This is a genomic window from Herpetosiphon gulosus (assembly GCF_039545135.1).
GTDB classification, from domain to species: domain Bacteria; phylum Chloroflexota; class Chloroflexia; order Chloroflexales; family Herpetosiphonaceae; genus Herpetosiphon; species Herpetosiphon gulosus.
On sequence record NZ_BAABRU010000010.1, the window covers coordinates 198,928 to 223,717 of the forward strand.

Consider the following 24,790-nt stretch of genomic DNA (forward strand, 5'->3'; position numbering starts at 1 on the left):
TAAGTTAGGCCAATTCACGCAAATCCAGCGCTGGCCCATGGCTACACAGCAATTTTGGCTGTTGCCGGGTAGGTTGCCAGCACCCCCCACACATGCCAATGCCGCAGGGGTAGGCTTGATCGACGATAAACGCCGCAAAACCTTGTTGCCAAGCATAGCGTTCACGCCGAATCCGTTGGCTCAAACGACTGGCCAAATCTAGGCTGCCAGCGGCTAGCAAGCGATTGGCCCAAACCAATGGAGCATCAAGTTTGGCGCTACTTTCGAGTAAATCAAGTACATCGTCGGTGGTCGCCAAGTATTCGATCTCAGCTGGGAGCACAAACGGCGGTACGCGCATTTCATCGTTGGCACTTGCCAAAAGCAACACTGGTGAGCCAGTTTCGGTTACCCGTTGGGCATACAACAACAAACTGTAAATTGCATTACCCTCAGCAATCAACAAGGTTGCTTTTTGACCTTCGCTGCTGAGCGGTCGGCCAAGTGGCCCAAGACAATCAAGCTCAAAGCCTTTGGGCAAACGGGCAATACTCGCCAATAACGGGTCTTGTAAATCCAAGGCCAAGGTGGCGGTGCTACTGCGATTGGTCGCAATAATCCAAGCCCGACTGCGCAAAAGTGGGTCGTTGCTTAACCCATGATGCAGCATCGCCCATTGACTAGGCTGAGCACTGGCTAGTTGCGGCGAGGCGACAGTCAGCAAGCCATAATGTTGATTCAATTGTTGCTGATCAAGTATAACTGTTTGCATAGCAGCATTATCCGAGAAGATCGGGGCTTATGCAAGGAGTCACGAGGGGTCAGGAATGAGGGACTAGGTATCAGATAGGCGTGGGGATTCTTACATGAAATACACGAAGAACAAGGGGGCCGTAGTCAGAAATCAGGGGCCAAAACGCTCAATCCTGATCCCTGACTGCTGGCCCCTGACTCCTAGCTACTCTCTGGGTCAAAATCCGATCCCCAACCCCTAACAACCGATCCCCGACAACTACAACTGTTGCATATGCTCGACTTTAATACATTTATCCATGACAACCTCTAAGCCAGCGGCTTCAGCAGCGGCGGCAGCTTCGTGATTAACAATCCCGAGTTGCATCCAAATTGCTTTTGCGCCAACCGCAATTGCTTCTTCGACCACTGGCGGCACATCTTCGGCGCGGCGAAAAATATCGACAATATCAATTGGCTCTTTGATATCGCTCAATGATGCAACTGGTTGCTCGCCAAGCACTGGCTCTTTGAGCACCGGATTGACCGGAATAATTTTATAGCCCGCCCGTTGCATATATTCAGCTACGCCATAGCTCGCCCGATCGGGCTTGTTGCTCAGGCCGACTACAGCTATTGTTTTAGCGCTGCTCAACAGTTGTTTAATATCGCTCATAATTCCTCCTTATAACCAACATGTATCGCAAGGATTGTACCCCAAAAAGGCGAGCTTGCCCGAAATTGCCAAGGATTAGGACGGCAATAACACCCCTTGGGACGAGCCAAAGGACACGCCGATAGATCAATTCAAGGACAATATGTAATTATCATAGTTACAGATACAGCAAACGCAGCCCAAACGTCAGCGCTGCACTATTTTCTAGGAGCTTAGACCAATGACTCAGCCAGCCGTTAACAATACCTTGAGCGTCGCCGAAGCCATTTCAAGCCGCCGCTCAGTTCGTAAATATACCAGCGATCAAGTAAGCCAAGCCGATCTCAACACCATCTTGGAATTGACTGGCAAAGCTCCTTCAGCTTGGAACATTCAACCATGGCGCTTTGTCGCAGTGCGCAACCAAGAAGTCAAAAACAAACTGCAAGCTGCTGCTTATGGCCAAGGCCAAGTTGGTAGCGCTCCAGTGGTAATTGCCGTTTATAGCAATACCGCCGAAGCCCTTGATACCCTCGCCGATGTGATTCACCCAGGCGTGCCAGCCGAACAACGCCAAGGGGCGATCGATGGTATTTTGGGTGCATTTGCTCAACGCAGCCCCGAAGAAAAAGAAGCTTGGGGTTTGGGTCAAACCAATATCGCCCTTGGCTATCTCTCATTGGCCGCTCGCTCATTGGGCTACGACACCTCGTTGATGTTGGGCTTTGACCCAGCGCAAGTCAAAGAAATTTTGGGCTTGCCTGCGCACGTTCAATTGGCAGGGTTGGTTGCCTTGGGCGTTGCTGCTGAAGAAGGCTACCCACACCATCGCCACGCTGTCGAGAAAATCACCCAATTCGTTGACTAAGTTTGGTTTGAACCAATAAAGCAAAAGGCCAGAGCATTACGCTTTGGCCTTTTTAGTTTGGAATTTAGGTAGCGGAGTTCAGGGAGTTTTTAACCACGAAGGACACGAAGAACTCGAATGTTGGTTGTGTTGGACTCTTAGAATTTGGATAAATGCCAAAAATCACTTAACTAAACTTAGCGATCTGCGTGTCCTTCGTGGTTTCATTCCAAATTATGCTTCCTGCTCTTCGTGGATCAATGCCTATACGCCAGCGATCACACGGCCCTCGGCTAACAATTTTTCGACCAACTCTGGTGAGCGGGTTTCGGTGTAAATGCGCAACAATGGCTCAGTGCCCGAGAAGCGAATCAACAGCCAACTGCCATCTTGCAGGTGATATTTGTAGCCGCCTTGGGTTGTAATCGAATTCACCGTCAAGCCAGCTAAGGCATCGGGGCGGGCTGAATCAACTCGCTTGAGAATCGTATCGCGCTGCTCAGCAGGATAAGTAATATCCAAACGATCATAAAAATGTGGCCCAACTTTGCTGAACAATTCTTCCATGGTTTCGCTGGGCGTTTTGCCGCGCTTCAAGAACAAATCGAGCAACAGCAACGACGACAAAATCCCATCACGTTCCGGCAAATGCTTGGCAAAGGCAAACCCACCTGATTCTTCGCCACCAATAATTGCGTGTGATTCGATCATCTTGGGGCCGATATGCTTGAAGCCAACCGGAGTTTCGTAAATTGGCACATTGTAAAGCTCAGCCAAACGATTAACCATCGAGGTGGTTGAAAGCGACTTAACGATGGGGCCGCGCCAACCTTTAACTTCTAATAAATAATAGGTCAGTAAGCCAAAAACCCGTAGCTGATCAACAAATTTACCTTTTTCATCGACCAAACCAACCCGATCTGCATCGCCGTCGTAGGCCAAGCCCGCGAAGGCTCCACTTTGCTTAACCACATTTTTGAGCTTGGTTAAATTGTCGTCGATTGGCTCGGGCGAACGCATGCCCGGGAACAAGGGGTTGCGCGTATCGTTGATTGGCACAACTTTGGTTTGACCACCGTCAAGCAAGAGTGGCAAGAAACCAGCCCCAGCCCCATACATTGCATCGTTGATGATCGTCCAACCCTCACGTTTGATTGCCTCAAGATCGACCATTTGCTTGATCTGCGCCACATAATCGGGCGTGCCGTTGATCCGTTCAACCAAGCCTTGTTTTTCGGCCTCACGCAGCGCCATGCGTTTAACTGGCGCTTTCTCCAAACGATCTTCCAAGCGGGCAATTACTTCGGGCGAGGCTGAACCAGCATATTCGGGTTTATATTTATAGCCATTATCGCTGGGTGGGTTGTGCGAAGCAGTGATAATTGAGGCTCCACCAGCCTTTTTGCACAAAATGCTCCAACAAACCACCGGCGTAGGAGTCGCTTTTTCAGTTAAATAGACATGAATTCCGTTGGCAGCCAGCACCTCGGCGGTGGCGGCGGCGAAGCGCTCGGAACCGAAACGAGTATCATAGCCAACCACCAACCCGCGCGGGGCCAAGCCCGACTCATGCAGATAATCCGCGACGGCTTGGGTGACAATTCGCACATTGTCAAAGGTATACTCTTCGGCGATCGCTGCTCGCCAACCGTCGGTGCCAAATTTGATTGCTGATGCCATACACGCTCCTGAGCTTGCGATTGAAATTGGTTTCCCATGAATAGAGATTGCTGACGATCGCTCGTCAATACAACGAAATAGCGTTCAAAAATTTGAATGGGGTTGAATGATATTAACCAAGCGCGAGACCTTCGACAGTTGCATGGTGGGCAACGTGCACATCATTGGCAATGGCGACATTGTTTAGGTTTGCAGCGGCTTCAATTGTAACACGATCCCATGCGATCACCCGTTCAAGTCGGGCATGCTCACCCACCACACAGCCGCTGCCAAGCATAATCGGGGCAATTAATTGGGCGCTAGGGCTGATTTGAGCATCAGCCGCAGCCCACACTCCTGCTGCATATTGTATGCCATGCACCGTTTCATATGGTAAATGACCGAGCAATACCGCTGCGTTGGCCGCTAAATAGCCTGCCAATGTGCCAATATCTTGGCTGTAGGCGTTGTGTTGATAGGCATAAATCGGGGCTTGAGCCGCTAGCAAACTGGGGAAGAGATCGCGTTCGAGCATGGCAAAGCCTTGAGTGGGAATCTGGGCAATCGCCGCTGGCTCAAATACATAGGCTCCGCTATTAATCGTGTTGGCGAGGGCAGTGCCAGCAACAGGTTTTTCTTGGAAGGCATAAACCCGTTGATTTTGATCGCTGGCAACTACGCCAAAGGCTGAGGTATCGGCCACTTGGCGCACGGCAATCGTAGCAACACCGCCAAATTGGGCATGAGCTTGCCAAAGTTGGGCCACATCAAAATCGGTCAATTCGTCGCCGTTCAGCACCAAAATCGGCCCAGCCTCAAGCAAATTGGTTTGCTCAAGGGCGTAGCGCACTGCGCCAGCTGTGCCCAGAGCTTCTGGCTCTTGGACAATCTGCAAATCTAGCCCAAAGGCTGTGCCATCGCCATAGGCAGCCAAAAATTGCTCGGCCAAATATTGCACTGCCAAAATCACATGGCGCACCCCTTGGTTGCCCAAACGCCGCAAGGTTCGGCTCATCAACGCTTCGCCAGCAATCGGTACAAGTGGCTTGGGGAGTTGATTGGTCAATGGGCGTAGGCGTGTGCCTAATCCGCCAACTAAAATAACTGCACGCATACAACTGCTTTCATAAAAGCACGGCAGTGGTTTGGTTATCGCTAACCACCTGCTGCCGTGCCCTTCAATTATAACTTACAATACATCATTGCGGCCTTCAGTCCGCAATTGATCGACAATTTTCTTGACATCTTGGGCGCGATCACGTGGGGCAATCAGCAAGGCATCGCCAGTATCGACCACCAAAAAGCCATCAAGGCCAATTGTGGCGATCATGCGGCCTGAATCGCTGTAAATCAAGGTCGATTTGGTATCAACCTCGACGTGCGGCCCAATCACCACATTGGCCGAATCGTCGTCGCTCATCAAGGTGGTCAGGGTGTGCCAATCGCCAACGTCGCTCCAGCCAATATCAACTGGCACAACCGCGACGTTCGGCGCACGCTCCATAATCCCATAATCGACGGTGATATTTTCGACGTTCTCCCAGACGTGGGCTAGAGTATCGTGGTAGCGCGATTTGCCAAACGAGGCTTGCACTTGATTGAGTTGGTTGCGCAATTCGGGCATGTGGCGGCCAATCGCATCAAGGAAGGTTTTGGTTTGCCAAACGAAAATTCCAGCGTTCCAGAAATAATTACCTTTGGCCAGATAGCGCTCAGCAGTATCTTGATCGGGTTTTTCAGCAAACCGCTGCACCCGATGAATTTTATGATTATGAGCTTCGGTGATCAATTCGCCACATTGAATATAGCCGTAGCCTGTATTGGCAAATGATGGCTTGACCCCAAGCGTCACCAAATAGCCTTCGCGAGCAGCAACTTCGGCGGCTTGCAGCGCTTGACGAAAGGCTTCGTTGCGTAAAATCAAGTGATCAGCGCTCAGGACCGCCATTACTGCATCGGGAGCTGAGCGGCGCATATGAATTGCCGCCAAGCCAATCGCCGAAGCTGTACCACGGCCACTCGGCTCTAAAATAACGTTATTGCGCGGAATATCGCTCAACTGCTCACGAATTAATTCCTCGTAATCCGAGCCAGTCACCACGAACACCCGACCCTCTTCGATCAAAGGCCGTACTCGATCGACAGTTTCTTGCAGCATGGTGCGATTTGAAAGCAAGGGTAAAAATTGCTTGGGCTTGGTACGACGTGAACGCGGCCACAATCGCGAGCCAGTACCCCCAGCAAGCACTAAAATATCCATATAGTTAATCCTCTGTTATTGGTTAATGTGGGAACCAACTCTCTCTTGCTCGGTTGCGACGTGGCCGCGCCATTCATTCAGAATATCGCTCAGCGTATCATCAAGACGATACTGCGGCTCCCACCCGATTTGGCTGCGCAAGCGACTAGCATCGCACGCCACAATTGGCACATCAACTGGACGCAAGCGTTGAGGATCAACTTCGACCGTGATCGTTTGGCCACTGAGTGCAATGAGGCGATCAAGAATTGACTGAATTGAGACACTCTGACCTACGCCAATATTATAAATTTCGCCAGGCTGCGCTCGTTCAAGCAGCAGATGATAGGCCCGCACAACATCACGCACATCGCTAAAATCGCGCTGCGGCGTAAGGTTGCCAACCTGAATCACTGGCGGCTGCAAGCCTGCTTCGATGCGAGCAATTTGGTGGGCAAAGGCTGGCACAACAAAATCAGCCCGTTGGCCAGGCCCAGTATGGTTAAATGGCCGAGCACGAATCACCTTCAGGCCATGGCTATACCACCATTGCCCCGCCAGCAAATCTTGGGCTGCCTTGGAAACAGCATACGGATCAGCTGGGCAAAGCATGGTGTTTTCGTCGGCGGGCAAGCCTGAACGATGGGCCATGCCATACATCGCATTCGAGCCAACCACCAACACAATTGGATCAAGTTGAGCCGACTTGATCGCTTCAAACAGGTGCAATTGGCCGAGTACATTGATATTAAATGTCCCAGCGGGATCACGAAACGATTGGGGAATCGCCGATTGGGCCGCTAAATGCACCACCACATCAGGAGCTGCATTTGCCACCGCCGTTGCTACCGCCGAACGATCAAGCAGATCAGCCAGCACCGTTGGAAGTTGTGGGTGGGCTTCACGCCCCAAAGCCCATAATTCCCAAGTCGTTGCTTGCTGCAAATAGCGAACAAGATGTTGGCCAACAAAGCCATTAGCGCCAGTAATTAATGCTCGTGTCATAGCCCGCACTATACTGCGAGTTGAGATTGTTGGCAAGAAGCTGTTTATGCCTATTCGCATGGGTGGCTTAATCTTCTATACTGAGGATGGTTTTTTGGATATTTGTGCTGGAGATCGTTGAATGTTCGAGCAATTTCACCTTCCGATTGCGGTTAGCGCCGAATTAGCCGATTTAGTCGCTCGTTTTGGCATGCCCCGTTTGCATCAAGTGGCCTTGATTGTGCCCGATGGTCAGTATCCGGCTACTGCCGCTGAGCAGGCGCTTGTTGTCCAAGGCCTCTTTGCACCCTTTGGCAAAGCCGACCGCTATGGCGAAGTTTGTATGGTCGTGCAACGACCCGATGGCAGCCTGATTAGTGCGCGGAAGGCCTATTATCCGGCTGAGGCTTTTCGCTTATTGACTGGTGGGATCAATTACGATGAGCCAGTCTATGAGGCGTTATTGCGCGAAACCGCCGAAGAAACCGGGCTTGATGTGCAGGTTGAGCGCTTTTTGGCGGCGGTCAGTTATCGCCCAACCACCAGCCCAACGCCCACGTTTTATACCTTTGCCTTTTTGCTGCGCGAATTGGGTGGCACATTGGGGGCAGTCGATGAATCGGAGCAAGTCGCGGCCTTTGGCTTTCCTCAGGTGAACGATCTGCCAACCCTTGCTAGCCAGCTCGAAAGCTTGAGCGGCAGCGAAGATCACGAAATTGCTGGCAATTGGCAAGATTGGGGCCGTTTTCGAGCTGTGCCACATCGAGTTATTTGGAATTATTTTCAAGCCTAAATGAGGCAACGAGAGGAGTAAACATTTATGCAATGTCCACGCTGTACCATGGCCGTTCCGGTTCCTAGGCATAGTTGCCCCTATTGCGAGCAAAAATTAGTCAAATCAGGCCAAGGTTTGTTCCAACCTCAAAACCTTGGGTTCGCTATGATGATTGCTGCGAGCCTGATTTTGCTTGCAATATTCTTGCCCTTACTTCAAATTGACCAAAGTGATCAAGCATTTAAACTTATTGATACCTTCATGCGTAACCAACTTGCGCCGTGGCCCGAACGTTGGAGATTAATGGGATACACCCTCGTTGGAATTGGTGTTATAGCTTTCATTTGTGGGCTTCGATGTTTCTTTGCTTTACATTCGGGCTGGGCAACGCTTGCGACTTCAGTCGCGAGTTTCAGTTTAGTTTGTGTGCGTGTTGTCTTCAAAACTAAGATCAATGGAGCAAGTTATGGGTTGGGATTTTGGGTGCTACTTGTTGGTGGATTAGGAGTCCTCATCAGCGGTTTTTTGGTTCGCCATTTTAGTCGAACAAGGCCAAATAACACTTAAAGGAGGAAGCGATGCAATGTCCACACTGCGCCATGACGATGCCGATGGTGAGTGATAATTGCCCTTATTGCGGTAAATCGCTCAGGTTGCGCCAAGCACAAAACAGTATCAGCCTCCAGGCATTTGGCTCTTCAATGTTTTTAGATGCGATCCTGATGCTGGCCGCACTCGGCTTAGGCATAGCTCAACGCGCCAGCGATAGTCAAAGTTTTCGTATGCTTACCAGTATCAGCCAACCGAGCATTGAATGGCCAGTTTTATGGGCAAGCCTCAGTTATGGCTATGGAATTGTGGCTTTGCTGGCATTGTTGGGTAGCATTAGTTGCATGATTACCAAAAACCGGCGTTGGGCCATGGGTACACTGCTGTGTGGCATGGCTGGCGTGGCAATCTTGGCAACCTTTGGGGCTGGCATCTTATTCAACGATTCTGGCTATAGCCCTGGGTTTGGCCTTTGGATTGGCTTATTTGGTAGTTTTACCTTGACGACCTCAAGCCTGATGTTTCAATTCTTGACCAGAAAATGAAAGGAACCGCAATGCAATGTCCTCAATGTTCCGCCGCTGTGGCTGATAGCAGCCGTTTTTGTACCTCGTGTGGCGCGACAATCACTCAACCTGCCGCCATGGATAAAACCATGGCCTTGTCCAACTTGCCACCAATGACTAGTCCAGTTGATAAAACTCAAGCGATTAATCCGGCGCAAGTGCCAGCCGCGCAGCCAAATTATGGCCCACCAGCGCCAGTTCAACCGAATTATGGCCCACCAGCCCAATCCAATGCCTACTCGCAACAAGGCTTTAGCCAACCTCAACAGTATGGCCAGATGCCGCCAGCAAATTATGGCCAAGTGCCGATGGGTTATGCAGTGCCCAATCAAGCGGGCTATGCGGCGATTCCCGCCGCCAATGGCAGCATTCCTGCAATTCTAATGATTGTGAGTGCCTTGGCAATCTTGATTGGTATTTTTCTGCCATTAATTGTAATTAGTGGTACAAATATTAGCCTATTGCAAATGCTTGATCCTCAATATGCGCAAGATGTGGTAAGTGACGGGGCGGCAATATTTGTGTATGGTGTTCCGGCTGGAGCTGGGCTTATGCTATTGCTCGGTATCATGGCTTTTATCAAACGCCGTAACCTCTGGGGCGGCCTAAATATTCTGCCAAGTTTATTTGTTTTAGGTATTACAGGGTTATTACTGATTGGTGCAGCAGTCAGCGAAGATATCGATCAAGCAGGTTCGGGTTTGCTGCTCATGACGGTTAGTGCTGCGGCTGCATTGGTTGCAAGCATTGCCTTTTTGATTCGTAAGAAGCAGCCACGCTAATATGTTGTTATCTGTTGCAATTATTGCTCGCGATGAAGAGCGCCATATCGGGGCCGCTTTGGCCTCAATCGGCAATCTGGCGGCTGAGATTGTGGTTTTGCTCGACCCCCGTACCCGCGATCGCACCGCTGAAATTTGTGCTCAAGCTGGGGCACGTGTGGTCGAAGCGATGTTTGAGTCGTTTCCGGCGCAGCGCAATCGGGCTTTGGCCGAATGCCGAGGCGAGTGGGTGTTGTTTTTAGATGCTGATGAGCGGGTAACTCCCAACTTACAGCATGAAATTCGCCAGCTGTTGCAAGGCCAATCAAGCCATGTCGGCTATTGGATTCCGCGCTTCAATCGCTATTGGGGGCGAGCGTTGCGCGGCGGCGGTTGGTATCCCGACTATCAGCTACGTCTATTACAACGCAGCAAAGCCCAGTATGACACCACGCGCTTGGTGCATGAATTGGTGATATTGGATGGCAGCGAAGGCCAGTTAACCCAACATCTTGAACATATCAATATTGAATCGTGGGCCGAGTTGCGTGAAAAACAGCAGCGTTATGCCCAAGCCGAGGCCGCCACGCTCTATCGCAATGGCGTGCGCGTCAAGCCCCAAAACTATATTTTGCAGCCGTTGCGAGCAATTTGGCGGCGCTATATCACTTGGGGTGGCTATCGCGATGGCTGGTTGGGTATGCTTTTGGCCTTGGTGCTGGGCTGGTATGAGTTTAAAATGTACCTCGCCTTAGCCAAACATGGGGCTTAAATCAAAATGGGTTGGGGAAATTGCCCCAGCCCATTCTTGACTTGACATCATTGTTAATGTCTTCGCTCGCTTACTTAACCTTTGGTTTCTTGAGAAAGTTCAAAAAGAAACCAAACTCGATTTTCGGTCTGATCAATCATTGGTTCAAGCTCACTGGCGGTGGCCACATCATTGGCCTTATCGGCTACGTCATGGGCTTTGCGCAAGTTTTTTACCAAGGTTTGATTATCGCCAACCAACTCAGTTAGCATGTTTGCTGGCTCAACAAACTCAGCATTATTATCATCAATCGTTTGCAGTTCGCTGATATGGCCGATTGAGCGCAACGATGTGCCCCCAATGCGGCGAGCGCGTTCGGCCAAAATATCGGTTGTGGCAAAAATCTGATTAGCATGCTCATCGAACATCAAATGCAAATCGCGAAAATGGCGACCAGTCAAATGCCAATGGAAATTTTTGTATTTCATATATAGGGCAAACGAATTGGCCAAGCTGCGGTTGAGTGCCTCGATGACTGGGCCAGTCGCTTTTGCATCTAAGTCAGTTGGGGTTTTTAAACGTTTATCCATTTTACTTTTGCTCCTTCAAACAACGATTTTCGATTAATAGCATTGCAGATGATGTGCCATGAAATTGAGATTATGAATCCGATTCATGACACCTTGCGTTGCAAGGGATTGACAAGCCTTTAATCAATCCCTAGAATAAGCCCATCAATGCTTACACCTTGATTAACGTCTTTTACGGTTGTTGGATCTGCAACAACCGCGCCGCTGTAAACGTCGATGCAGAGAGAATCTCAACACGTTTTAATTCAGAAAGGGTCCACGTATGCGCCAGTATCTTGACCGCTATGTGATGCCGCTTTGGCAAACCTACAGTTCACCAGGGCAACCACTACGCCCGACAAATACGCGGGCGCTGCACACCATTTATGGCATTTGGTTGTTTGCATTTGTGCTCAAATTGATGGGTTCGGGCTGGGATGTGGCTTGGCACTTCCGCTTTTTACGCGATGATCTAGCCCCACCGCATATGATCAATACGGTTGGCACGATTATCGTGATTATGCTGGTGATGTTCCATACCTGGACAGGTTATGGGGTTGATCGGCTGACCTTGCGCTTGATGCAGGCGGGGATTTCGATCTTTCTGATTGCAATTCCGCTCGACTTGATTAACCACCGTTTATTTGGTCTCGACATTACCAGTTGGAGTCCAACTCATGCCTTATTGTATCTTGGCACGGCGGTGATGTTGTTGGGTGTGTTACGTGGCTGGTTACTGCTCACTCCCGAAAGCTCAATTAAAACAGTCTTTGGGATTGGCTTTTGGGCCTTTTTGCTCGAAGATTTCTTGTTTCCCTTAGGTCAACAAGAGTATGGTGTAATTGCAATCGAGGCTATCAACATTGGCAAGCCCTATGCTGATGCCGAATTGTTGCTCGAAGCAGGAGCTAATCCTGCTCGGCTAGCGATTCCAGTGCCAACATGGCTCTATCCACTGTGGCTGATTACCTCGTTGGTTTTGGTGCTTTTGGCTGCTCGTTTGGTTATGCGTGGGCGCTGGACAGCAACTCTGGTAGCAGGCAGCTATTTGCTCTATCGGGTTGTCTCGTTCTACATTTTGCGTGGCATTGAGTTTCCACCATCGTTTGTCCCATTATTTATGATTGGTACAGCCTTAGCAATTGATATTGGTATCACCTATCGGGTAAATGCTTTGGTTGCTGCAATAGGAACCTTGATTATGTTCTATGCAGGGGCATTGATCAGTTACCAAATCACCCTCATGCCGGAGATTCCCCTCGAGACAATTCCCATCGCAGCAATTCTTTTATACAGCGTTTGGGCGGGCGCACTCTGGATTGAGCGCAGCCCATATGTGGAGCGCTGGCGTACCTTAGTCTAGGTTGATTGAATAACACGGAGCAATTTACTGCTCCGTGTTGTTATTTAATGCCTGTTCGAGCCAATCGACTGTGAATTGCCCTACTTCATCTTCACGGGTTAGATAATAATGATCGGCCCATTTGAGCAAATGCCAGGTTTTTGGCTCAGTTGCTTGTTCAAACGCCGTGCGGGTTTCAATCAAATCGAAAAATTGATCGCGCTCGGCCACAATTGCCAATAACGGCCCATGTTGGCCTTGAGCACTCTCCTGTAATCCAACAGGGTTGGGCGTAACTGCCACGGTTGCCCGAATCGTTGGGTCGTTGGCCATCACCCGTAATACCAATTGTGCTCCAAACGACCAGCCAATTAAGCAGATTTTGGCCTGCGGTGCACGTTGCCGCGCTTCGGTCAAGGCTGCTTGCAAATCGAGAGCTTCGCCTGGGCCGCCACTAAATTCGCCTTGGCTTTGGCCAACCCCGCGTGAGTTGTAGCGTAAAACCCCCCAACCACGGTCGCGCAACACTTTGAAGGTTGCAAAAATCGCCCGCTGATCCATATTCGACATTGGCGGAAAATGATGCGCCAATACAGCAACCATTTGTGTCGATTGGCTTGGAGCTAGCCATTTGCCCTCAAGTAAGGTGCTGCCATCGGCAGAAAGAAAATGAATTGATGTTTGCATGGGATTACTCAACGATCCAACGAGCTTGGGTGGCATTTTCGATCAGCACCCGAGGCTCCGAATTTTCAGCCAAATTAACCGTCCAAATTGCCGAGGGTACGTTTGCTGAACCCACGGTTAAGCGCGTCCAGAGCAATTGTTGACTATCGGGAGTCCATTGTGGATCAACATTATCGTAGCCGCCGCCCGCCGTAATTGCCCGTGGCTCGCTACCATCAGCATTAACAACCCAAATTTCGCCACGAGGTACTTCACGGGTGCGGCGCACAAAGGCGATTTTCGTGCCATCAGGCGACCAAACTGGCGTAAAATCATCGGTATCGGTTTGGCTAGTTAAAGGCGTTTGTTGCTCAGTTGCCAGATCAAATACGATTAATTCGTTGCGAAAACCTGCTTGCGACTCCCGCAACACACTAATTACCAAGCGCTGATCATCAGGCGACCAATCAAAATCGCCGCTAAATGGAATGCGCCGCAACACATCGCTAAAATCGAATAAGACCAATTCGTTACGCAATGGATCGGTAAAGCCTAACAAGCGCCCAGCATTCGACCAATGTGCGCCGAAGGTGACAACATCGCCGCCTTTGACAACGGGGCTAACTTGAGTTCCATCGGGCTGCATCAACCAAAGTTTAGGCGAACCAACTCCGCCAGCACTAATTGTGCGCCGTTCATAGACAATTACTCCATTAGCAGGCGACCAATTTGGCGTGTAGCCAGTCCAATCGGCTGAGCCAGTGCTGGTAATCACCTGATTTTGGGTCAGATCAAACATTTCGATGCGGCTTGGTTGGGCTTCGGCTTGAGTGGCATAGGCGACTTTGCGCCCATCGGGGCTAAGGCTGTAATCGCTAACTTGCGGCACAAGTAATTGCTGCCCTTGACCATTGGCATCCGAACGCCACAATTCAGCTTGCTGGGCAGGATTGCGCAAAAACAAAATACCATTAACTTGAGCTTGATTTGAATTAGGGTTGGAAACTTGGCCTGCGCTGGGCTGTTGGCCAATCGTGACCAGCAAAATTACGATCGCTACCAAGCCTACTGATAAACTAGTTACAGTTCGACGACCTATCTGATCCATGACGACTCCTTGGGCATACTTGGCTTGATTATCACCCTATAGCCAGCTTTGAGCAAATGCGCTACGATAGGCAGAATGCCCGATTTAGTGAAGGAGGTCGTATGGGCTACAATGATCATGCTGAGGCAGCGGCGCAACATCAAGCACCAGTGCGCTGCGCAATTATTACTATTAGCGATACGCGCACCAGCGAAACCGATAAGAGTGGCGCACTGACCCATGAATTATTAACTGCCGCAGGCTTTGAAGTTGTCGAATATCGAATTATTCCCGATGAACCTGATCAGGTCGCTGAGTTTGTGCAACAGTGTATTGCGCGGAGCGATTGCGACGCTGTTTTAACCAATGGCGGCACTGGGATTGCCCGCCGCGATGCCACGATTGAGGCGATTGCCCCGTTGCTCGATAAAAAATTGCCGGGGTTTGGCGAAATTTTCCGTATGCTTTCCTACAACGAAATTGGCGCAGGAGCCATGCTTTCACGTGCGATCGCGGGTATCGCTGGCCGAACCTTGGTTTTTTGTATGCCTGGCTCGTCGGGAGCGGTGCGTTTGGCCATGCAATCGTTGATTTTGCCTGAACTAAAACACCTCGTTTGGGAAATAGCCCGCCAGTAATGCCATAACCCCGAACCAGCCAACCAAGCCCAAACAAGCCAATCAGCCAAACCCAAAGTATTGGCAGGTTTGGTTGGCTGGTCGCAGGCAAGCGTTGCGGCAAGCCCAAATCGGTAACGTGACGCACTTGTAAACGCCAAACATCATCGTAGCGGCTAACAATTCCAGTGACGTTTAATTGAGTTGATGTTGGCAGTTGAGGCAAGTTTTGGCCTTGCGCCAAGCGCACTTGCAAGGTCTGAGATCCAAACTCGACTAATAAACTATCGGCGTGGCGTTGTTTATAGCGTAATGGCAATTTAACCAACTGCCCAAGATTGGCTTGTTCTAGCTTCTTCGGTCTATGAATGACTAAATTGACTTGATTGTTAATAATTTTGAGATCATCAGCATCAGCCACAATCAGCTGTGGCTCTTGATGATAACTGCCAACTTTGGCCTGAATTTGCAGGTGCATTCCTTGACGTAATTGAGGCAAAGCGACGTTATTGCTGATAAATACCAACATTCCGGCGCTGGCATCTTGCAGATAAAACGCCCGTTGGCGGAACAAATTAAGTTCTGCACTGACTACGCCTTCAACCACAACTTGGCTATCGATGGGTGCTTGTTGGGCTTGGCCTAAACTCATGGTTTTGGTGGGTTGGGACTGTACAGGATTATTAGCTTGCTGCGGGCTGGGTTGCGCAAAAAGTTGCCATTGTTGGTTGCTTGGATGCCGGCCCCAACTTTGATCATAATCCAATTTGGCATAGCTAACCTGATCAATTACTACTCCATTTGGTTGGAGCAAACGCACCTCTTCGCCAGTATTGGTGAGGCTTAGTTTGCTTTGGCTGGCAAAAATCACCAGATACCCTTGGGAGGCGATGCGCATTCCAGCGGGGAAGCGCCATGGTCGCGAGCCTGCATCAGCTGTATCATCCAACTGCCAACCAGTTAAATCAACCTGAACATTATTTGGATTATACAGTTCAATCCATTCATCGCTGCTATTAGTTTCGCCATCAGCATTCCAATCGATGGCCCGGGGTGCTGGCAGAATTTCATTAATCTGCAGTGATGGATAGTTAGCTTGCAAGGCGATGGTTGGCTGAGCAGTCGGCTTGGGTTTGGCAGTTTTTGGCTTGGCAGTGGCTTTGGGTGTGCTGGTTGGTTTTACTGTACTCGTTGGTTTAGGCGTTTTGATTGCTGATATGGCGGTTGGTTGCGGCGCACGGTTGGGCTGGTTGGGCGTGGCTGGAGCATTATTTTGCCAACTCTCAGCGTCGGGAATACGGCTCCAAGTGGTGCTTGCTAGTGGTTTGGTATAGCTCAATCGATCAACTACCCGACCATCGGCCATAGCTAGTTCGACGCTATCGCCACTATCGTTGAGCAAGCTACTTAACGTGATTGTTAAAAATTGACCTTGGCTAATCTGGGTATTCGCAGCAATTCTGATTGTTGTGCCCGAATCATCGCTAATGCTCCAACTACTCAAATCGAGCGTTTGAGCATTGGTTGAATACAGTTCGATCCATTCATTGCCTAGCGGCGAAATTTCGTTGATCACAAGGCCTATGGGAATTGCTGCTAACTCGCGATTGCGATAATTAGGGCTGGCTCGCATGCCGTTGTGCCAATTCAAACCACCATCAGGCCAACGCCCAGCCGACAAACCTGGTAAGGCTGAGCTATAACTCCAAACTGTATATTCTTGCAAACGATAATCCAGCAAACGCACTATGTCACCGTTATCATTAAACAGATTGCTGCTGTAGATGGTGTGCCAACTACGTGGCTCAATCAAGCTATCGTCGGCGATCCGAATTGGCGTACCTCCCGCATTGGCCTGATCATCAAGCCACCAACCACTCAAATCGATTGCAACACTACTAGCGTTATATAACTCGACAAATTCCTCGCCAGTGTGTGGCCATGCTAAGACCTCATTGATCAGGAGTTGATGCGGTTCAAGGCTAGGGTTTTGGCGATTGCTGCTGGCTGGGGTGGCGCGTGAAGCTGCTTGCCATGGGCCAACCCCATCAGGCCAACGGCTCCAAGTGCGGTTGCTCAGACTGCTGGCGTAATCAAGGCTATCAGTGATAATGCCTTGATTGGTAATCAAATGAACGCTATCGATTTCAGCATTCAACAGCGTACCAACCGGAATCACCAAGAATGAATTGGGGCTGATGATGGTTGAATGTGGGATGGTTTGGGCTGCGCCGCCGCCCTCAAGCTGATCGTCAATTTTCCAGCCTTGCAAATCAAGCGATTCAGGGCCAAGGTTGTAGAGTTCAATCCAGTCGGTGCCAGTCAAGGGTTGGCTCATCACTTCGTTGAGCACAATTCGCGCGTGAGTGGGTACAATTGGTAAATCAGCCGGATTGCTTTGGCCTAAACTTGGCGCTCGATTCGTCGCCCACGTCCCCGTGCCATCGGGAATTCTGGCCCAAGTACGGTTGCTGATAGTTGTGTTATAGCTAAAAGCATCGATCAATTGGCCTGTTGAATCAAACAGCCGCACATCATCAGCACTATTGTTGTAAACATTGGTCATTGAAATTACCAGCCAACTTGTTGGCTGAATAATCATTTCAAGCAGGATTGGGTTGGCTCCAGCAACGGCATCATCAAGTTGCCAACCTTGCAAATCGATCGCCTGATCTCCAGCGTTGTATAGCTCAACCCATTCTTTGCCACTGCTTGGCGCTGCCATCAATTCGTTGATTCGAATCTGTGTTGGATTTGGCGTGGCGGTTGGGGTTTGGGTTGGCACTGAAATTGGAGTTGCTGTTTGGGTTGCTGGGGTTGGGGTTGGGCTTGGTTGATTTGTAGCTGTGCTTGTACTAGGTGGAACGGTTGTAGCCGTGTTGGTTGGAATTGAGGTTGGTGTGGTTTGGCTATTGGCGCTTGCTGGGGTTGGCGTGGTTGCTGCTTGCCATGAGCCAGTGCCATCGGGCATGCGGCTCCACGACAGGCCTTGGCTGGCACTGGTGTAGCTGTGCTGATCGATAATCTGGCCCGTAGGATCGAGCAAACGCACCTGATCACCACTGTTATTCAACACGTTGCTCAGTGACACAACTAACCAATCGTTTGGCGCAAGCAGCGTGGGAGTTGGCAAGATTTTGGGGCTGCTGCCACCTTCGATATCATCAACCGCCCAACCGCTTAAATCGATGATGGTTGTGGTTGGATTGTATAACTCCACAAATTCGCTGCCGCTGCTTGGAATCGCCAAAAATTCGTTGAGCACCACTTGGGTTGGGCTGGTTTGAGCCAGCATTGGTTGTGGCCAGAGCCAACCAAGCACCATCAATAGCCAAACAAATCGCTGCATAGCCGCCTCGCAATTGGAACACCAAAAGCCAAGATTGCCCTACTTAGATACACAAGTGAGGATTTTTTGGCATGTCCAAGTGAGCAATTTCGACCCAAGTTTTGCAATGACTGGCAGCTTATAAATCTACGACTTTCGTCCGATTTGCAAAAAATGAGCAACTATGCTATACTATCAAAGTCAACGGAAACGTTGAAGATAACTCGGTGATGGCGGATCGTCTAAAGGTAGGACAACAGTTTTTGGCACTGTTTATCTAGGTTCGAATCCTGGTCCGCCAGCCAACAAAACTCAGCAATTTTGCTGAGTTTTTTGTTTAACCTTGATATTTTGGCCTAACAAAAAAGGCTGGCGTATTGCCAGCCTTTGAAGCTTCAACATAACTACATTGGTGGCTTGATGCCGCTTGAAGCCACACTGACCGGATGCTCCTCTTTGACATTGACCCGATCAATTCCAGTCATCATCAAGCCCAAGAGGGCTAGCACCAAACAGCCAATCGTGCCAAACAGCGCTTGATCGCTATGTTTATCGCCAACCATGGCCATAACGCCACCAGTTAACGCTGGCCCAACAAAACTGCCAAGTCCATAACAAACGGTAAACATACCGCTTGCACCGCCTAATTTGGCTGGGGGAACCCGTGCCGCCAACACTGCTAAACCAATCGGGTAGAGCGTTCCAGCGAACGCTCCTAGCAGCATCCCGAGAAATAGGGTTAGCAAAAATGGTGGGTGTAGGGTCGAGAACAAGGCTGCCGCCGAAAGCAATGATAACGAGCCAATCAGCAATGGCCGATAGCCATAGCGATCAAGCATACGCCCAATTGGCACTTGGGCCACGATGTTGGCAATCACGGTTACCGAAATCAGCGTGCCAAGCTCCCAGTTGCTGTAGTTGAGGGTTGGCAGCAATGAAACTAGCGACAACGTGCCATAGCCATAGAGGAAGGCAATCGCCAAAGGCAAAATCAACGGACGGGTGATTTTAAAGCTCACGCCGCCGCTTTCATGCTCAGTATGGGCCACATGTGGCTCTGGTACAACCAATACCACAATTACGGTTGCCACAATCGCCGCAGCAACGGCTACCAAAAATGGATGGACAGGATTTTTGGTCCATTCATAAACTGCTGTGCCAATAATTGGGCCAGCCGCTGTACCGCTGGCAAGTGACATTCCATAAACTGCCGTGTTATGCCCACGCTGCGCAGGCGAACTAACCCTGCTAACATAGGTTTCAGCGGCAGTCCAAACGCACGACCAGCCAATCCCCTCGAAAATCCGCCACATAAAAAAGAGCGGGATATTATTTGTCCATGGCATTGCGAGCATGGCAACAGTGTAGGAAATTAAGCCAACGATCAAAAATAGTCGAATGCCAAATTTATCAATCGTGCGACCAATCGGCATGCCCGTTAGCACAAGGCTGGCGAACATCACGCTGGTACTCAAGCCCACGATAAATTCATCAGCGCCATTTTGTTCAAGCAAATGCGGAATCAACGGGTTGATGATCCCAATTCCAAGGGCAGTAACCGCAACGCAGAGATAAATTGGCCACATTGGATGACGCACATGCGTCGAAGGAACCTGCTGCATAATACTCCTCACGCTATTGCCCGCAACCCAGTTGGCCAGGTTTGGGTAATTACGGAGATTTCTTCATCAACAATCGTTTGGATGCCTTGGATATTTGGGTGAATATTGGTAAACCAACGCACATCATGGCCATGAATATGATCAAGTGCTGGCCCCAATACCGGAAAATCCTCATCGACTGAGCCAAAACCACGCGCCCGTAAATCCCAGTTGCCTTGTTGGGTTTCGCGTTTCATTCGCTCGAAAATATCGACCACCGCATAACCACGCTGCTGGGCAAGTTTGGCAATCATCCGATAAACTGGCTCAAGCTTGGAGTTACGATCAAAGGCATAATGTGCTGGATAATCGACGTAAATACCAGTCTCCAAGATAATTTTGGCTTGGGGATAATCGCGCTCGAACAAATCGCAAAGCTCGATCAATTTGGCTTCAAATGGCCCAATCCCATAGCGTTTACGATCATTCACGCCATACCGCACAATAATCAGATCGATTTCGGGATAGCGAGCCATCGTGCGATCATAGCGTTTGAGAAAATCCTCGGTTGCTTCACCATCTAAGCCTTCATTATGGACAAGCGTTTCGTCGGCAAAGACGCTACGCAAACGGGTTTGCAGCAAGGCATCGCCACGCTGATGCGGCAATGCATACGAACAAGCAACCGTACAATCACCAACTTGCAAAACCAACGGGCCAGCCATCCAGAACCTCCGCCGAAACGTTGATATTTGCGGCATCCACAGCAAACATCACATACGGCAGTATAGCGGTCTCGTCTACTTTTGACAACTTTTAGCATGACATAAAACGAGTTTTTGGATTACGACAGTTCGTTTCAAATCCTAAACTCATCAAACGCTCATTCTGGTAGCGATCAAAAAAGCGTCCTGTCATACGACGACAGAACGCTTGAAGTTTGTTTTAGTTTAAGCGGGTTTTTTTAGATGCGACGGCGACGGGGAGCACGCATAAACGAAATTACCAAGGCAAACAAAGTTGCGCCAATAATTGACCAGATAATAGGGAAGGGCTTGCCTTCAATATCGAGAGTCAAAAGTTCGGGCAAACCTAAATTGGCAGCCAACCATGAGCCGAGCAATGCGCCGATAAAGCCAACCCCAATTGAGGCCAACAAACCACCCATGCTATAGCCAGCAATCGCTTGACCAGCCGCACCACAAACCGCCGCAATCAATAACATCAACAATAAGCCAACAACTGAAAATTCCATGATTTTCCCTCCTAAATGTGATATTCATAATCCTATCTGTCATCTGCTATTCTGTAAAAGCAAATGTTGTGCCATGAGTAAGGATGAATGATGAATGATGAAGGTGAAAGAGGCTAGGATTAACTCAAAAGCGCGGCGTGAAGGATGAAACGTTGGGAGATCTGAAGCTAATCGGGCAAATCTGTGGCAATCTATGGCTAAAAACAACTTAGCGGCCTTCGTGCCCTTCGCGGTTTCCGCCCTTCCTAACTACCCCTAAGGATTAACCATCTTCTCACCAAAACAGGACAATTAGTGGCGATCTTTTGCCCCAGCCTTTGTTACAATAGATAGCACGATTATTGTCAAGATAGATAAAGGGTTGCCCATGGCTTCATCAAGCAGTTTTATCATCGTTCTTTTAGTGGTGGCAGTGATTGGCTGGTTGGCCACTGTCCATTGGATTCGGACGCACGAGCGTATTTCAGCCCGATTGAAGCGACTTTTGGTGCTCCCTGCTTGGTTTCCATGGATGGGCGCAGCACTGGGCGTGCCCGTAATGCGCGGCGATATGCCACTAGGCGATTTGGGCAAGGCCATCGCTAGTTTTGTGGTTGGCTTGGGTGTTTTTTTACTGACTCGCCGCGAAGCCTAAATATTTCCCCAGCTACCTCAATCAAATAACCAGCTTTTTTAGCAAATAACCATTTCTAGATTGAACCCATGGTTGCAGCAATTCAGCCATGGGTTTGCTCATGCCTAGCCCCTGAATAGGAATAATAGGGGTGTTATTCATTCAATAGTTGTATGCAAAAATTAGCATATCGTGATATGATAAACCTATTGCTGCTTAGACAGGAAGCCGACAGATGCTTGAAAAACGCACATTAGCTCAAACTTTGCATATTCCACGGCAATGGCCGTATATGTTTCGGGCGTTGAACCATCGCAATTTTCGCTTGTTTTGGTTTGGTCAACTTATTTCGCTAATTGGCTCATGGATGCAATCGCTGGCGTTGCAATGGCTGGTCTATCAACTGACTAGCTCAGCCTTTGCAATGGGCACGGTTGCCGCATTAACCTCATTGCCAGTGCTCTTGCTCTCGCCATTTATGGGTGTGGTGGTTGATCGCTATCCCAAGCGCTGGGTGGTGTTTTGGGCCCAAATGGGCGCGATGATTTCATCGTTGATTTTAGCAATTTTGACCTTTAGCGATAGTGTGCACTATTGGCATGTGTTAGCCTTAGCACTAGTCAATGGGGTGGTTAATGCCGTTGATATGCCAGCGCGTCAAGCCTTCACCTCAGAAATGATTGGCAATCGTGATGATCTGATGAATGCAATTGGCCTGAATGCCTCGATTTTCAATGGTGCACGGGCAATTGGGCCAGCCGTTGCCGCAATGTTGGTGAGCGCGGTTGGTTTGGCTTGGGCCTTTTTGCTGAATGGTTTGAGTTTTATCGCTGTGCTAATTGGCTTGATGATGATGACGGGCTTGATTGCGCCAGCGCCACGCAAAAGCGACAGCTCATCGGTGAACGATTTTATGGATGGCGCACGCTATTCCTTGCAAACGCCCTTGATTCGCATCATTTTGGTGTTGGTGCTGGTGCCAAGTATTTTGGGCTTTGGCTATACCTCGTTGCTGCCAATTTTTGCCGACCAAATTTTGCAAACACCACTTATCCCTGAAGGCTCAACCCGTTTGGGTGCGATGATGGTGGCGAATGGCATCGGCGCATTGTTGGCCGCGTTGCGAGTTGCCCGCACCAATGCCCAAACTGATCGGCGCAAATTATTGCTGAATGGGGCGCTTGGTTTTGGCCTAGGCATCTGTTTGTTGGCCTTCAACCGCTCGTTCTGGTTGGCCTTACCAATTATGACCTTCACCGGTTTTTCGATGGTCAGCTTTTTGGCTACCGCCAACACGATTTTGCAAACCACCGCGATTGACAGCTTGCGCGGACGGGTGATGGGCTTTTATGTGATGACCTTGGTTGGCTTGGGCTTGGTTGGGAGTTTGCAGGCTGGGTTTGTGGCTGAACATTGGGGCACGCCGATCGCAACTGGGATTGGTGGCTTGGCCTGTGTGATTTCGGCGTTACTTGGTTTGCGTTCCAAAGCCTTGTTGACCTTGGTTCCACAGAAGGAACAAGCCTAAGTAGGAGCTACGCAATGGGGCGTGTAACAACGCCGTGATCGTTTTCAGGCGATCATGGCGTTCTTAATTTTAGCGACACACAAATAAACCGACTGCTTTTTGAATTGGAAATAGACCTTGATTGGCAGCTAACTGTTCGCTGACCAACTCACGACAAACTGCCAAGTTTTCCTCGCTTAGGCGTTGAGTCGAACGCACATACTCGACGATTGGCTCAACCTCGGTCACGGCCAAATTATTTTCGAATTTGATCATTTCAACCTGCTCGAATTGACTTTGTAGCAAGGCCTTGCCATTTTCGAGCGTAAAACTCAGACTGAATGGCGTAACATCGGCGCTAGGATCGACGGCTTGAATCAGTTCTTTGATTTCGTGCATATGCTGATTGCCATTGGTTGCCGCGAAAAATGTGCCATTTGGTTTGAGTACTCGGCGAATTTCGGCCAAAGCCAGTGCCTGGTCGGCAACGTGATAGAGCATATGGTTTGCAATCACTACATCAAACGAGGCATCAGCAAATGGCAAATAATGGGCATCGATCTGGCTAAAATTCAATTGTGCTAAATCGGCAAGTTGGGTTTTGGCAGTTTGCACCATACCCAAAGAATGGTCGCTATAGCTAATTTGTAACTGGCCCAAATCGTGGCGATGCTCGTGCCATAAACGCCCAGTGCCGCCGCCAAGCTCCAAAACTCGGCCTTCACTCGGCAATTGCATCACATCCCACAGCCAATCGACCCAATCTTGGGGATTGGTGCTAAATCGCTCGTGAATCGCGATGCGGGCTTGCAGATTATTGCTGGTGCCATATTGTTGGGTTAATTGCTGACGCATGGTCATAATCAAGCTCTCCCATAATCTATCCTAGCCTTGGAAAATATGTTGATTGTGGTAGCGCAAAAAGGCAGGATCAGGCTGAAACCGTGCAGGTATTTCAATTTGCCCTTGATCGTAGGCCAATAATAAATCGTTTGTGGCCGAGTTAGCTGAGGATTTGATGAGGGTTGATGCAACCTGAATTCGATAATCGGGAGTAATTGTGATCAAGCCACGATCAAAAGCCCGATCATGCAACGCATTCAAACATAGCCCATTATGCGGATTGACTCGTTGTTCGGCGGCATGTGCCCAAGGGATAATGTGGCTGGCATTCAACAAACTCGGAATATTTAAGCCAGTGATGCAGCAACGCTGATCATAGGCTGCGAGCACCAGTTTACGAAAAAAATGCTGATTCACCCGAACTCGCCGGAGTTGCTCACGCTCTAAACCTTCGATGATTGGCAGTTCAAGCAGGCTCGTTTCAGGCTCTGCTGCCTCTGCTGGCGATAATTTTGCCAACAATTGTTCACTTTCAAAGGCCAAAGCTTCCCAATTATTATAAAACTCGTTCCAAATTGCTAGATCGGCTTTGCTGCCATGGCTTGCTCCTGCAATACCACGTTGTTTTAAGGTTGGGTCAAGGCTGGCAAAATTTGATAATTTGAAAGATACAGCTCCTGGAGAACGCCTGATCAATTGAGCCAAGGCAATTACTTGGGGATTTTTGGCATTGATTTTACCAAAAGGGATCTGATAATAAAGATTGAAGGCAAGAATTAATTCATCACGTTGCCAAAGATTTCGACTCATCGCTATCTCCTCAACAAAAGACCAGCCGCAAATAACTGCATTTACGGCTGGCTGC

24 protein-coding genes, 1 tRNA gene and 1 pseudogene are annotated in these 24,790 nt (G+C 49.4%); 11 read left to right on the forward strand and 15 right to left on the reverse strand.

The features are described 5' to 3' along the window. Nucleotides 1-4: 4 nt before the first annotated feature. Together ABEB26_RS15160 and ABEB26_RS15165 are read right to left on the reverse strand one after the other, a co-directional pair. Nucleotides 5-751, reverse strand: a complete 747-nt coding sequence (locus ABEB26_RS15160) for an iron-sulfur cluster-binding protein (protein WP_345722880.1) — start codon at nucleotides 749-751, stop codon at nucleotides 5-7. Between the two features lie 240 nt (nucleotides 752-991). Continuing rightward, entirely contained in the window at nucleotides 992-1,387 is a 396-nt protein-coding gene (locus ABEB26_RS15165; RefSeq protein ID WP_345722881.1) for a CoA-binding protein, read from the reverse strand. 220 nt (nucleotides 1,388-1,607) lie between these two features. Here ABEB26_RS15165 and ABEB26_RS15170 point away from each other — a divergent pair, with 220 nt between their 5' ends. Further along, nucleotides 1,608-2,234, forward strand: a complete 627-nt coding sequence (locus ABEB26_RS15170) for a nitroreductase family protein (RefSeq protein WP_345722882.1) — start codon at nucleotides 1,608-1,610, stop codon at nucleotides 2,232-2,234. Between the two features lie 243 nt (nucleotides 2,235-2,477). On the opposite strand, the gene ABEB26_RS15175 is transcribed toward ABEB26_RS15170, so the two are convergent. The 4 genes from ABEB26_RS15175 to ABEB26_RS15190 all read right to left on the reverse strand — a co-directional run bounded on the left by ABEB26_RS15175 (nucleotide 2,478) and on the right by ABEB26_RS15190 (nucleotide 7,116). Next, the gene (locus ABEB26_RS15175; protein ID WP_345722884.1) at nucleotides 2,478-3,893 is read right to left on the reverse strand and encodes a phosphoglucomutase/phosphomannomutase family protein; all 1,416 of its coding nucleotides are present in this window, start codon (nucleotides 3,891-3,893) and stop codon (nucleotides 2,478-2,480) included. A 112-nt stretch (nucleotides 3,894-4,005) separates the two neighbouring features. After that, the gene (locus ABEB26_RS15180) at nucleotides 4,006-4,986 is read right to left on the reverse strand and encodes a nucleotidyltransferase family protein (protein WP_345722885.1); all 981 of its coding nucleotides are present in this window, start codon (nucleotides 4,984-4,986) and stop codon (nucleotides 4,006-4,008) included. A gap of 75 nt (nucleotides 4,987-5,061) precedes the next feature. Next, on the reverse strand, nucleotides 5,062-6,132 hold the full coding sequence (locus ABEB26_RS15185; RefSeq protein WP_345722886.1) for a mannose-1-phosphate guanylyltransferase: 1,071 nt from the start codon (nucleotides 6,130-6,132) through the stop codon (nucleotides 5,062-5,064). 15 nt (nucleotides 6,133-6,147) lie between these two features. Further along, entirely contained in the window at nucleotides 6,148-7,116 is a 969-nt protein-coding gene (locus ABEB26_RS15190; RefSeq protein WP_345722887.1) for a GDP-mannose 4,6-dehydratase, read from the reverse strand. Between the two features lie 121 nt (nucleotides 7,117-7,237). Between ABEB26_RS15190 and ABEB26_RS15195 the strand changes: the two genes are divergently transcribed. Genes ABEB26_RS15195 through ABEB26_RS15215 form a run of 5 tightly spaced genes read left to right on the forward strand, consistent with a single transcriptional unit; the run spans nucleotide 7,238 to nucleotide 10,518 of the window. Continuing rightward, nucleotides 7,238-7,888 carry an NUDIX hydrolase gene (locus ABEB26_RS15195; RefSeq protein ID WP_345722888.1) on the forward strand — a complete coding sequence of 217 codons (651 nt, stop codon included), beginning with the start codon at nucleotides 7,238-7,240 and terminating at the stop codon, nucleotides 7,886-7,888. Nucleotides 7,889-7,915: 27 nt separating this feature from the next. Continuing rightward, nucleotides 7,916-8,437, forward strand: a complete 522-nt coding sequence (locus ABEB26_RS15200; RefSeq protein WP_345722889.1) for a hypothetical protein — start codon at nucleotides 7,916-7,918, stop codon at nucleotides 8,435-8,437. Nucleotides 8,438-8,448: 11 nt separating this feature from the next. Continuing rightward, nucleotides 8,449-8,964, forward strand: coding sequence for a hypothetical protein (locus ABEB26_RS15205; RefSeq protein WP_345722891.1), 516 nt, complete (start codon nucleotides 8,449-8,451; stop codon nucleotides 8,962-8,964). An 11-nt stretch (nucleotides 8,965-8,975) separates the two neighbouring features. Next, nucleotides 8,976-9,767, forward strand: a complete 792-nt coding sequence (locus ABEB26_RS15210; protein WP_345722892.1) for a zinc-ribbon domain-containing protein — start codon at nucleotides 8,976-8,978, stop codon at nucleotides 9,765-9,767. Between the two features lies 1 nt (nucleotide 9,768). Further along, the gene (locus ABEB26_RS15215) at nucleotides 9,769-10,518 is read left to right on the forward strand and encodes a glycosyltransferase family 2 protein (RefSeq protein WP_345722893.1); all 750 of its coding nucleotides are present in this window, start codon (nucleotides 9,769-9,771) and stop codon (nucleotides 10,516-10,518) included. A 74-nt stretch (nucleotides 10,519-10,592) separates the two neighbouring features. Here ABEB26_RS15215 and ABEB26_RS15220 read toward each other — a convergent pair whose 3' ends face one another. Then, the gene (locus ABEB26_RS15220) at nucleotides 10,593-11,087 is read right to left on the reverse strand and encodes a Dps family protein (protein WP_345722894.1); all 495 of its coding nucleotides are present in this window, start codon (nucleotides 11,085-11,087) and stop codon (nucleotides 10,593-10,595) included. Nucleotides 11,088-11,349: 262 nt separating this feature from the next. Between ABEB26_RS15220 and ABEB26_RS15225 the strand changes: the two genes are divergently transcribed. Continuing rightward, the gene (locus ABEB26_RS15225) at nucleotides 11,350-12,429 is read left to right on the forward strand and encodes a hypothetical protein (RefSeq protein WP_345722895.1); all 1,080 of its coding nucleotides are present in this window, start codon (nucleotides 11,350-11,352) and stop codon (nucleotides 12,427-12,429) included. 24 nt (nucleotides 12,430-12,453) lie between these two features. On the opposite strand, the gene ABEB26_RS15230 is transcribed toward ABEB26_RS15225, so the two are convergent. Beyond that, nucleotides 12,454-13,095 (reverse strand): alpha/beta hydrolase, encoded by a 642-nt coding sequence (locus ABEB26_RS15230; protein ID WP_345722896.1) that lies wholly within the window; start codon nucleotides 13,093-13,095, stop codon nucleotides 12,454-12,456. A gap of 4 nt (nucleotides 13,096-13,099) precedes the next feature. Next, on the reverse strand, nucleotides 13,100-14,182 hold the full coding sequence (locus ABEB26_RS15235) for a DPP IV N-terminal domain-containing protein (protein ID WP_345722897.1): 1,083 nt from the start codon (nucleotides 14,180-14,182) through the stop codon (nucleotides 13,100-13,102). 101 nt (nucleotides 14,183-14,283) lie between these two features. Here ABEB26_RS15235 and ABEB26_RS15240 point away from each other — a divergent pair, with 101 nt between their 5' ends. Then, nucleotides 14,284-14,799 (forward strand): MogA/MoaB family molybdenum cofactor biosynthesis protein, encoded by a 516-nt coding sequence (locus tag ABEB26_RS15240; RefSeq protein WP_345722899.1) that lies wholly within the window; start codon nucleotides 14,284-14,286, stop codon nucleotides 14,797-14,799. A gap of 760 nt (nucleotides 14,800-15,559) precedes the next feature. Here ABEB26_RS15240 and ABEB26_RS15245 read toward each other — a convergent pair. Continuing rightward, nucleotides 15,560-18,127: pseudogene (locus tag ABEB26_RS15245) on the reverse strand (lamin tail domain-containing protein); the annotation flags it as partial. Nucleotides 18,128-18,337: 210 nt separating this feature from the next. Here ABEB26_RS15245 and ABEB26_RS15250 point away from each other — a divergent pair. After that, nucleotides 18,338-18,411, forward strand: a tRNA-Gln gene (locus ABEB26_RS15250). 99 nt (nucleotides 18,412-18,510) lie between these two features. Here the strand turns inward: ABEB26_RS15250 and ABEB26_RS15255 are convergent. The 3 genes from ABEB26_RS15255 to ABEB26_RS15265 all read right to left on the reverse strand — a co-directional run bounded on the left by ABEB26_RS15255 (nucleotide 18,511) and on the right by ABEB26_RS15265 (nucleotide 20,962). Then, entirely contained in the window at nucleotides 18,511-19,728 is a 1,218-nt protein-coding gene (locus ABEB26_RS15255) for an MFS transporter (RefSeq protein WP_345722900.1), read from the reverse strand. 8 nt (nucleotides 19,729-19,736) lie between these two features. Beyond that, nucleotides 19,737-20,432: an SGNH/GDSL hydrolase family protein gene (locus ABEB26_RS15260; RefSeq protein WP_012192320.1), complete on the reverse strand. Its 696-nt coding sequence runs from the start codon at nucleotides 20,430-20,432 to the stop codon at nucleotides 19,737-19,739. Between the two features lie 239 nt (nucleotides 20,433-20,671). Further along, nucleotides 20,672-20,962, reverse strand: a complete 291-nt coding sequence (locus ABEB26_RS15265; RefSeq protein ID WP_345722901.1) for a GlsB/YeaQ/YmgE family stress response membrane protein — start codon at nucleotides 20,960-20,962, stop codon at nucleotides 20,672-20,674. Nucleotides 20,963-21,329: 367 nt separating this feature from the next. Here ABEB26_RS15265 and ABEB26_RS15270 point away from each other — a divergent pair, with 367 nt between their 5' ends. Next, nucleotides 21,330-21,596: a hypothetical protein gene (locus ABEB26_RS15270; protein WP_345722902.1), complete on the forward strand. Its 267-nt coding sequence runs from the start codon at nucleotides 21,330-21,332 to the stop codon at nucleotides 21,594-21,596. Between the two features lie 214 nt (nucleotides 21,597-21,810). Next, entirely contained in the window at nucleotides 21,811-23,103 is a 1,293-nt protein-coding gene (locus ABEB26_RS15275; protein WP_345722903.1) for an MFS transporter, read from the forward strand. A gap of 69 nt (nucleotides 23,104-23,172) precedes the next feature. Here ABEB26_RS15275 and ABEB26_RS15280 read toward each other — a convergent pair whose 3' ends face one another. Further along, nucleotides 23,173-23,943 (reverse strand): class I SAM-dependent methyltransferase, encoded by a 771-nt coding sequence (locus tag ABEB26_RS15280; protein ID WP_345722904.1) that lies wholly within the window; start codon nucleotides 23,941-23,943, stop codon nucleotides 23,173-23,175. A gap of 24 nt (nucleotides 23,944-23,967) precedes the next feature. Beyond that, a complete protein-coding gene (locus ABEB26_RS15285; RefSeq protein ID WP_345722905.1) occupies nucleotides 23,968-24,735 on the reverse strand; it encodes an HNH endonuclease in 768 nt (255 codons plus the stop codon). Between the last annotated feature and the right edge of the window lie 55 nt (nucleotides 24,736-24,790).

What these genes read in the sequence shown, in the direction of transcription:
- ABEB26_RS15170 (WP_345722882.1), top strand. Translation starts at nt 1,608, where the DNA reads ATGACTCAGCCAGCCGTTAACAATACCTTGAGCGTCGCCGAAGCCATT.
- ABEB26_RS15230 (WP_345722896.1), bottom strand. Translation starts at nt 13,095, where the DNA reads ATGCAAACATCAATTCATTTTCTTTCTGCCGATGGCAGCACCTTACTT.
- ABEB26_RS15160 (WP_345722880.1), bottom strand. Translation starts at nt 751, where the DNA reads ATGCAAACAGTTATACTTGATCAGCAACAATTGAATCAACATTATGGC.
- ABEB26_RS15285 (WP_345722905.1), bottom strand. Translation starts at nt 24,735, where the DNA reads ATGAGTCGAAATCTTTGGCAACGTGATGAATTAATTCTTGCCTTCAAT.
- ABEB26_RS15195 (WP_345722888.1), top strand. Translation starts at nt 7,238, where the DNA reads ATGTTCGAGCAATTTCACCTTCCGATTGCGGTTAGCGCCGAATTAGCC.
- ABEB26_RS15175 (WP_345722884.1), bottom strand. Translation starts at nt 3,893, where the DNA reads ATGGCATCAGCAATCAAATTTGGCACCGACGGTTGGCGAGCAGCGATC.
- ABEB26_RS15225 (WP_345722895.1), top strand. Translation starts at nt 11,350, where the DNA reads ATGCGCCAGTATCTTGACCGCTATGTGATGCCGCTTTGGCAAACCTAC.
- ABEB26_RS15200 (WP_345722889.1), top strand. Translation starts at nt 7,916, where the DNA reads ATGCAATGTCCACGCTGTACCATGGCCGTTCCGGTTCCTAGGCATAGT.
- ABEB26_RS15220 (WP_345722894.1), bottom strand. Translation starts at nt 11,087, where the DNA reads ATGGATAAACGTTTAAAAACCCCAACTGACTTAGATGCAAAAGCGACT.
- ABEB26_RS15280 (WP_345722904.1), bottom strand. Translation starts at nt 23,943, where the DNA reads ATGACCATGCGTCAGCAATTAACCCAACAATATGGCACCAGCAATAAT.
- ABEB26_RS15240 (WP_345722899.1), top strand. Translation starts at nt 14,284, where the DNA reads ATGGGCTACAATGATCATGCTGAGGCAGCGGCGCAACATCAAGCACCA.
- ABEB26_RS15205 (WP_345722891.1), top strand. Translation starts at nt 8,449, where the DNA reads ATGCAATGTCCACACTGCGCCATGACGATGCCGATGGTGAGTGATAAT.
- ABEB26_RS15190 (WP_345722887.1), bottom strand. Translation starts at nt 7,116, where the DNA reads ATGACACGAGCATTAATTACTGGCGCTAATGGCTTTGTTGGCCAACAT.
- ABEB26_RS15185 (WP_345722886.1), bottom strand. Translation starts at nt 6,132, where the DNA reads ATGGATATTTTAGTGCTTGCTGGGGGTACTGGCTCGCGATTGTGGCCG.
- ABEB26_RS15255 (WP_345722900.1), bottom strand. Translation starts at nt 19,728, where the DNA reads ATGCAGCAGGTTCCTTCGACGCATGTGCGTCATCCAATGTGGCCAATT.
- ABEB26_RS15180 (WP_345722885.1), bottom strand. Translation starts at nt 4,986, where the DNA reads ATGCGTGCAGTTATTTTAGTTGGCGGATTAGGCACACGCCTACGCCCA.
- ABEB26_RS15275 (WP_345722903.1), top strand. Translation starts at nt 21,811, where the DNA reads ATGCTTGAAAAACGCACATTAGCTCAAACTTTGCATATTCCACGGCAA.
- ABEB26_RS15210 (WP_345722892.1), top strand. Translation starts at nt 8,976, where the DNA reads ATGCAATGTCCTCAATGTTCCGCCGCTGTGGCTGATAGCAGCCGTTTT.
- ABEB26_RS15165 (WP_345722881.1), bottom strand. Translation starts at nt 1,387, where the DNA reads ATGAGCGATATTAAACAACTGTTGAGCAGCGCTAAAACAATAGCTGTA.
- ABEB26_RS15265 (WP_345722901.1), bottom strand. Translation starts at nt 20,962, where the DNA reads ATGGAATTTTCAGTTGTTGGCTTATTGTTGATGTTATTGATTGCGGCG.
- ABEB26_RS15235 (WP_345722897.1), bottom strand. Translation starts at nt 14,182, where the DNA reads ATGGATCAGATAGGTCGTCGAACTGTAACTAGTTTATCAGTAGGCTTG.
- ABEB26_RS15270 (WP_345722902.1), top strand. Translation starts at nt 21,330, where the DNA reads ATGGCTTCATCAAGCAGTTTTATCATCGTTCTTTTAGTGGTGGCAGTG.
- ABEB26_RS15215 (WP_345722893.1), top strand. Translation starts at nt 9,769, where the DNA reads ATGTTGTTATCTGTTGCAATTATTGCTCGCGATGAAGAGCGCCATATC.
- ABEB26_RS15260 (WP_012192320.1), bottom strand. Translation starts at nt 20,432, where the DNA reads ATGGCTGGCCCGTTGGTTTTGCAAGTTGGTGATTGTACGGTTGCTTGT.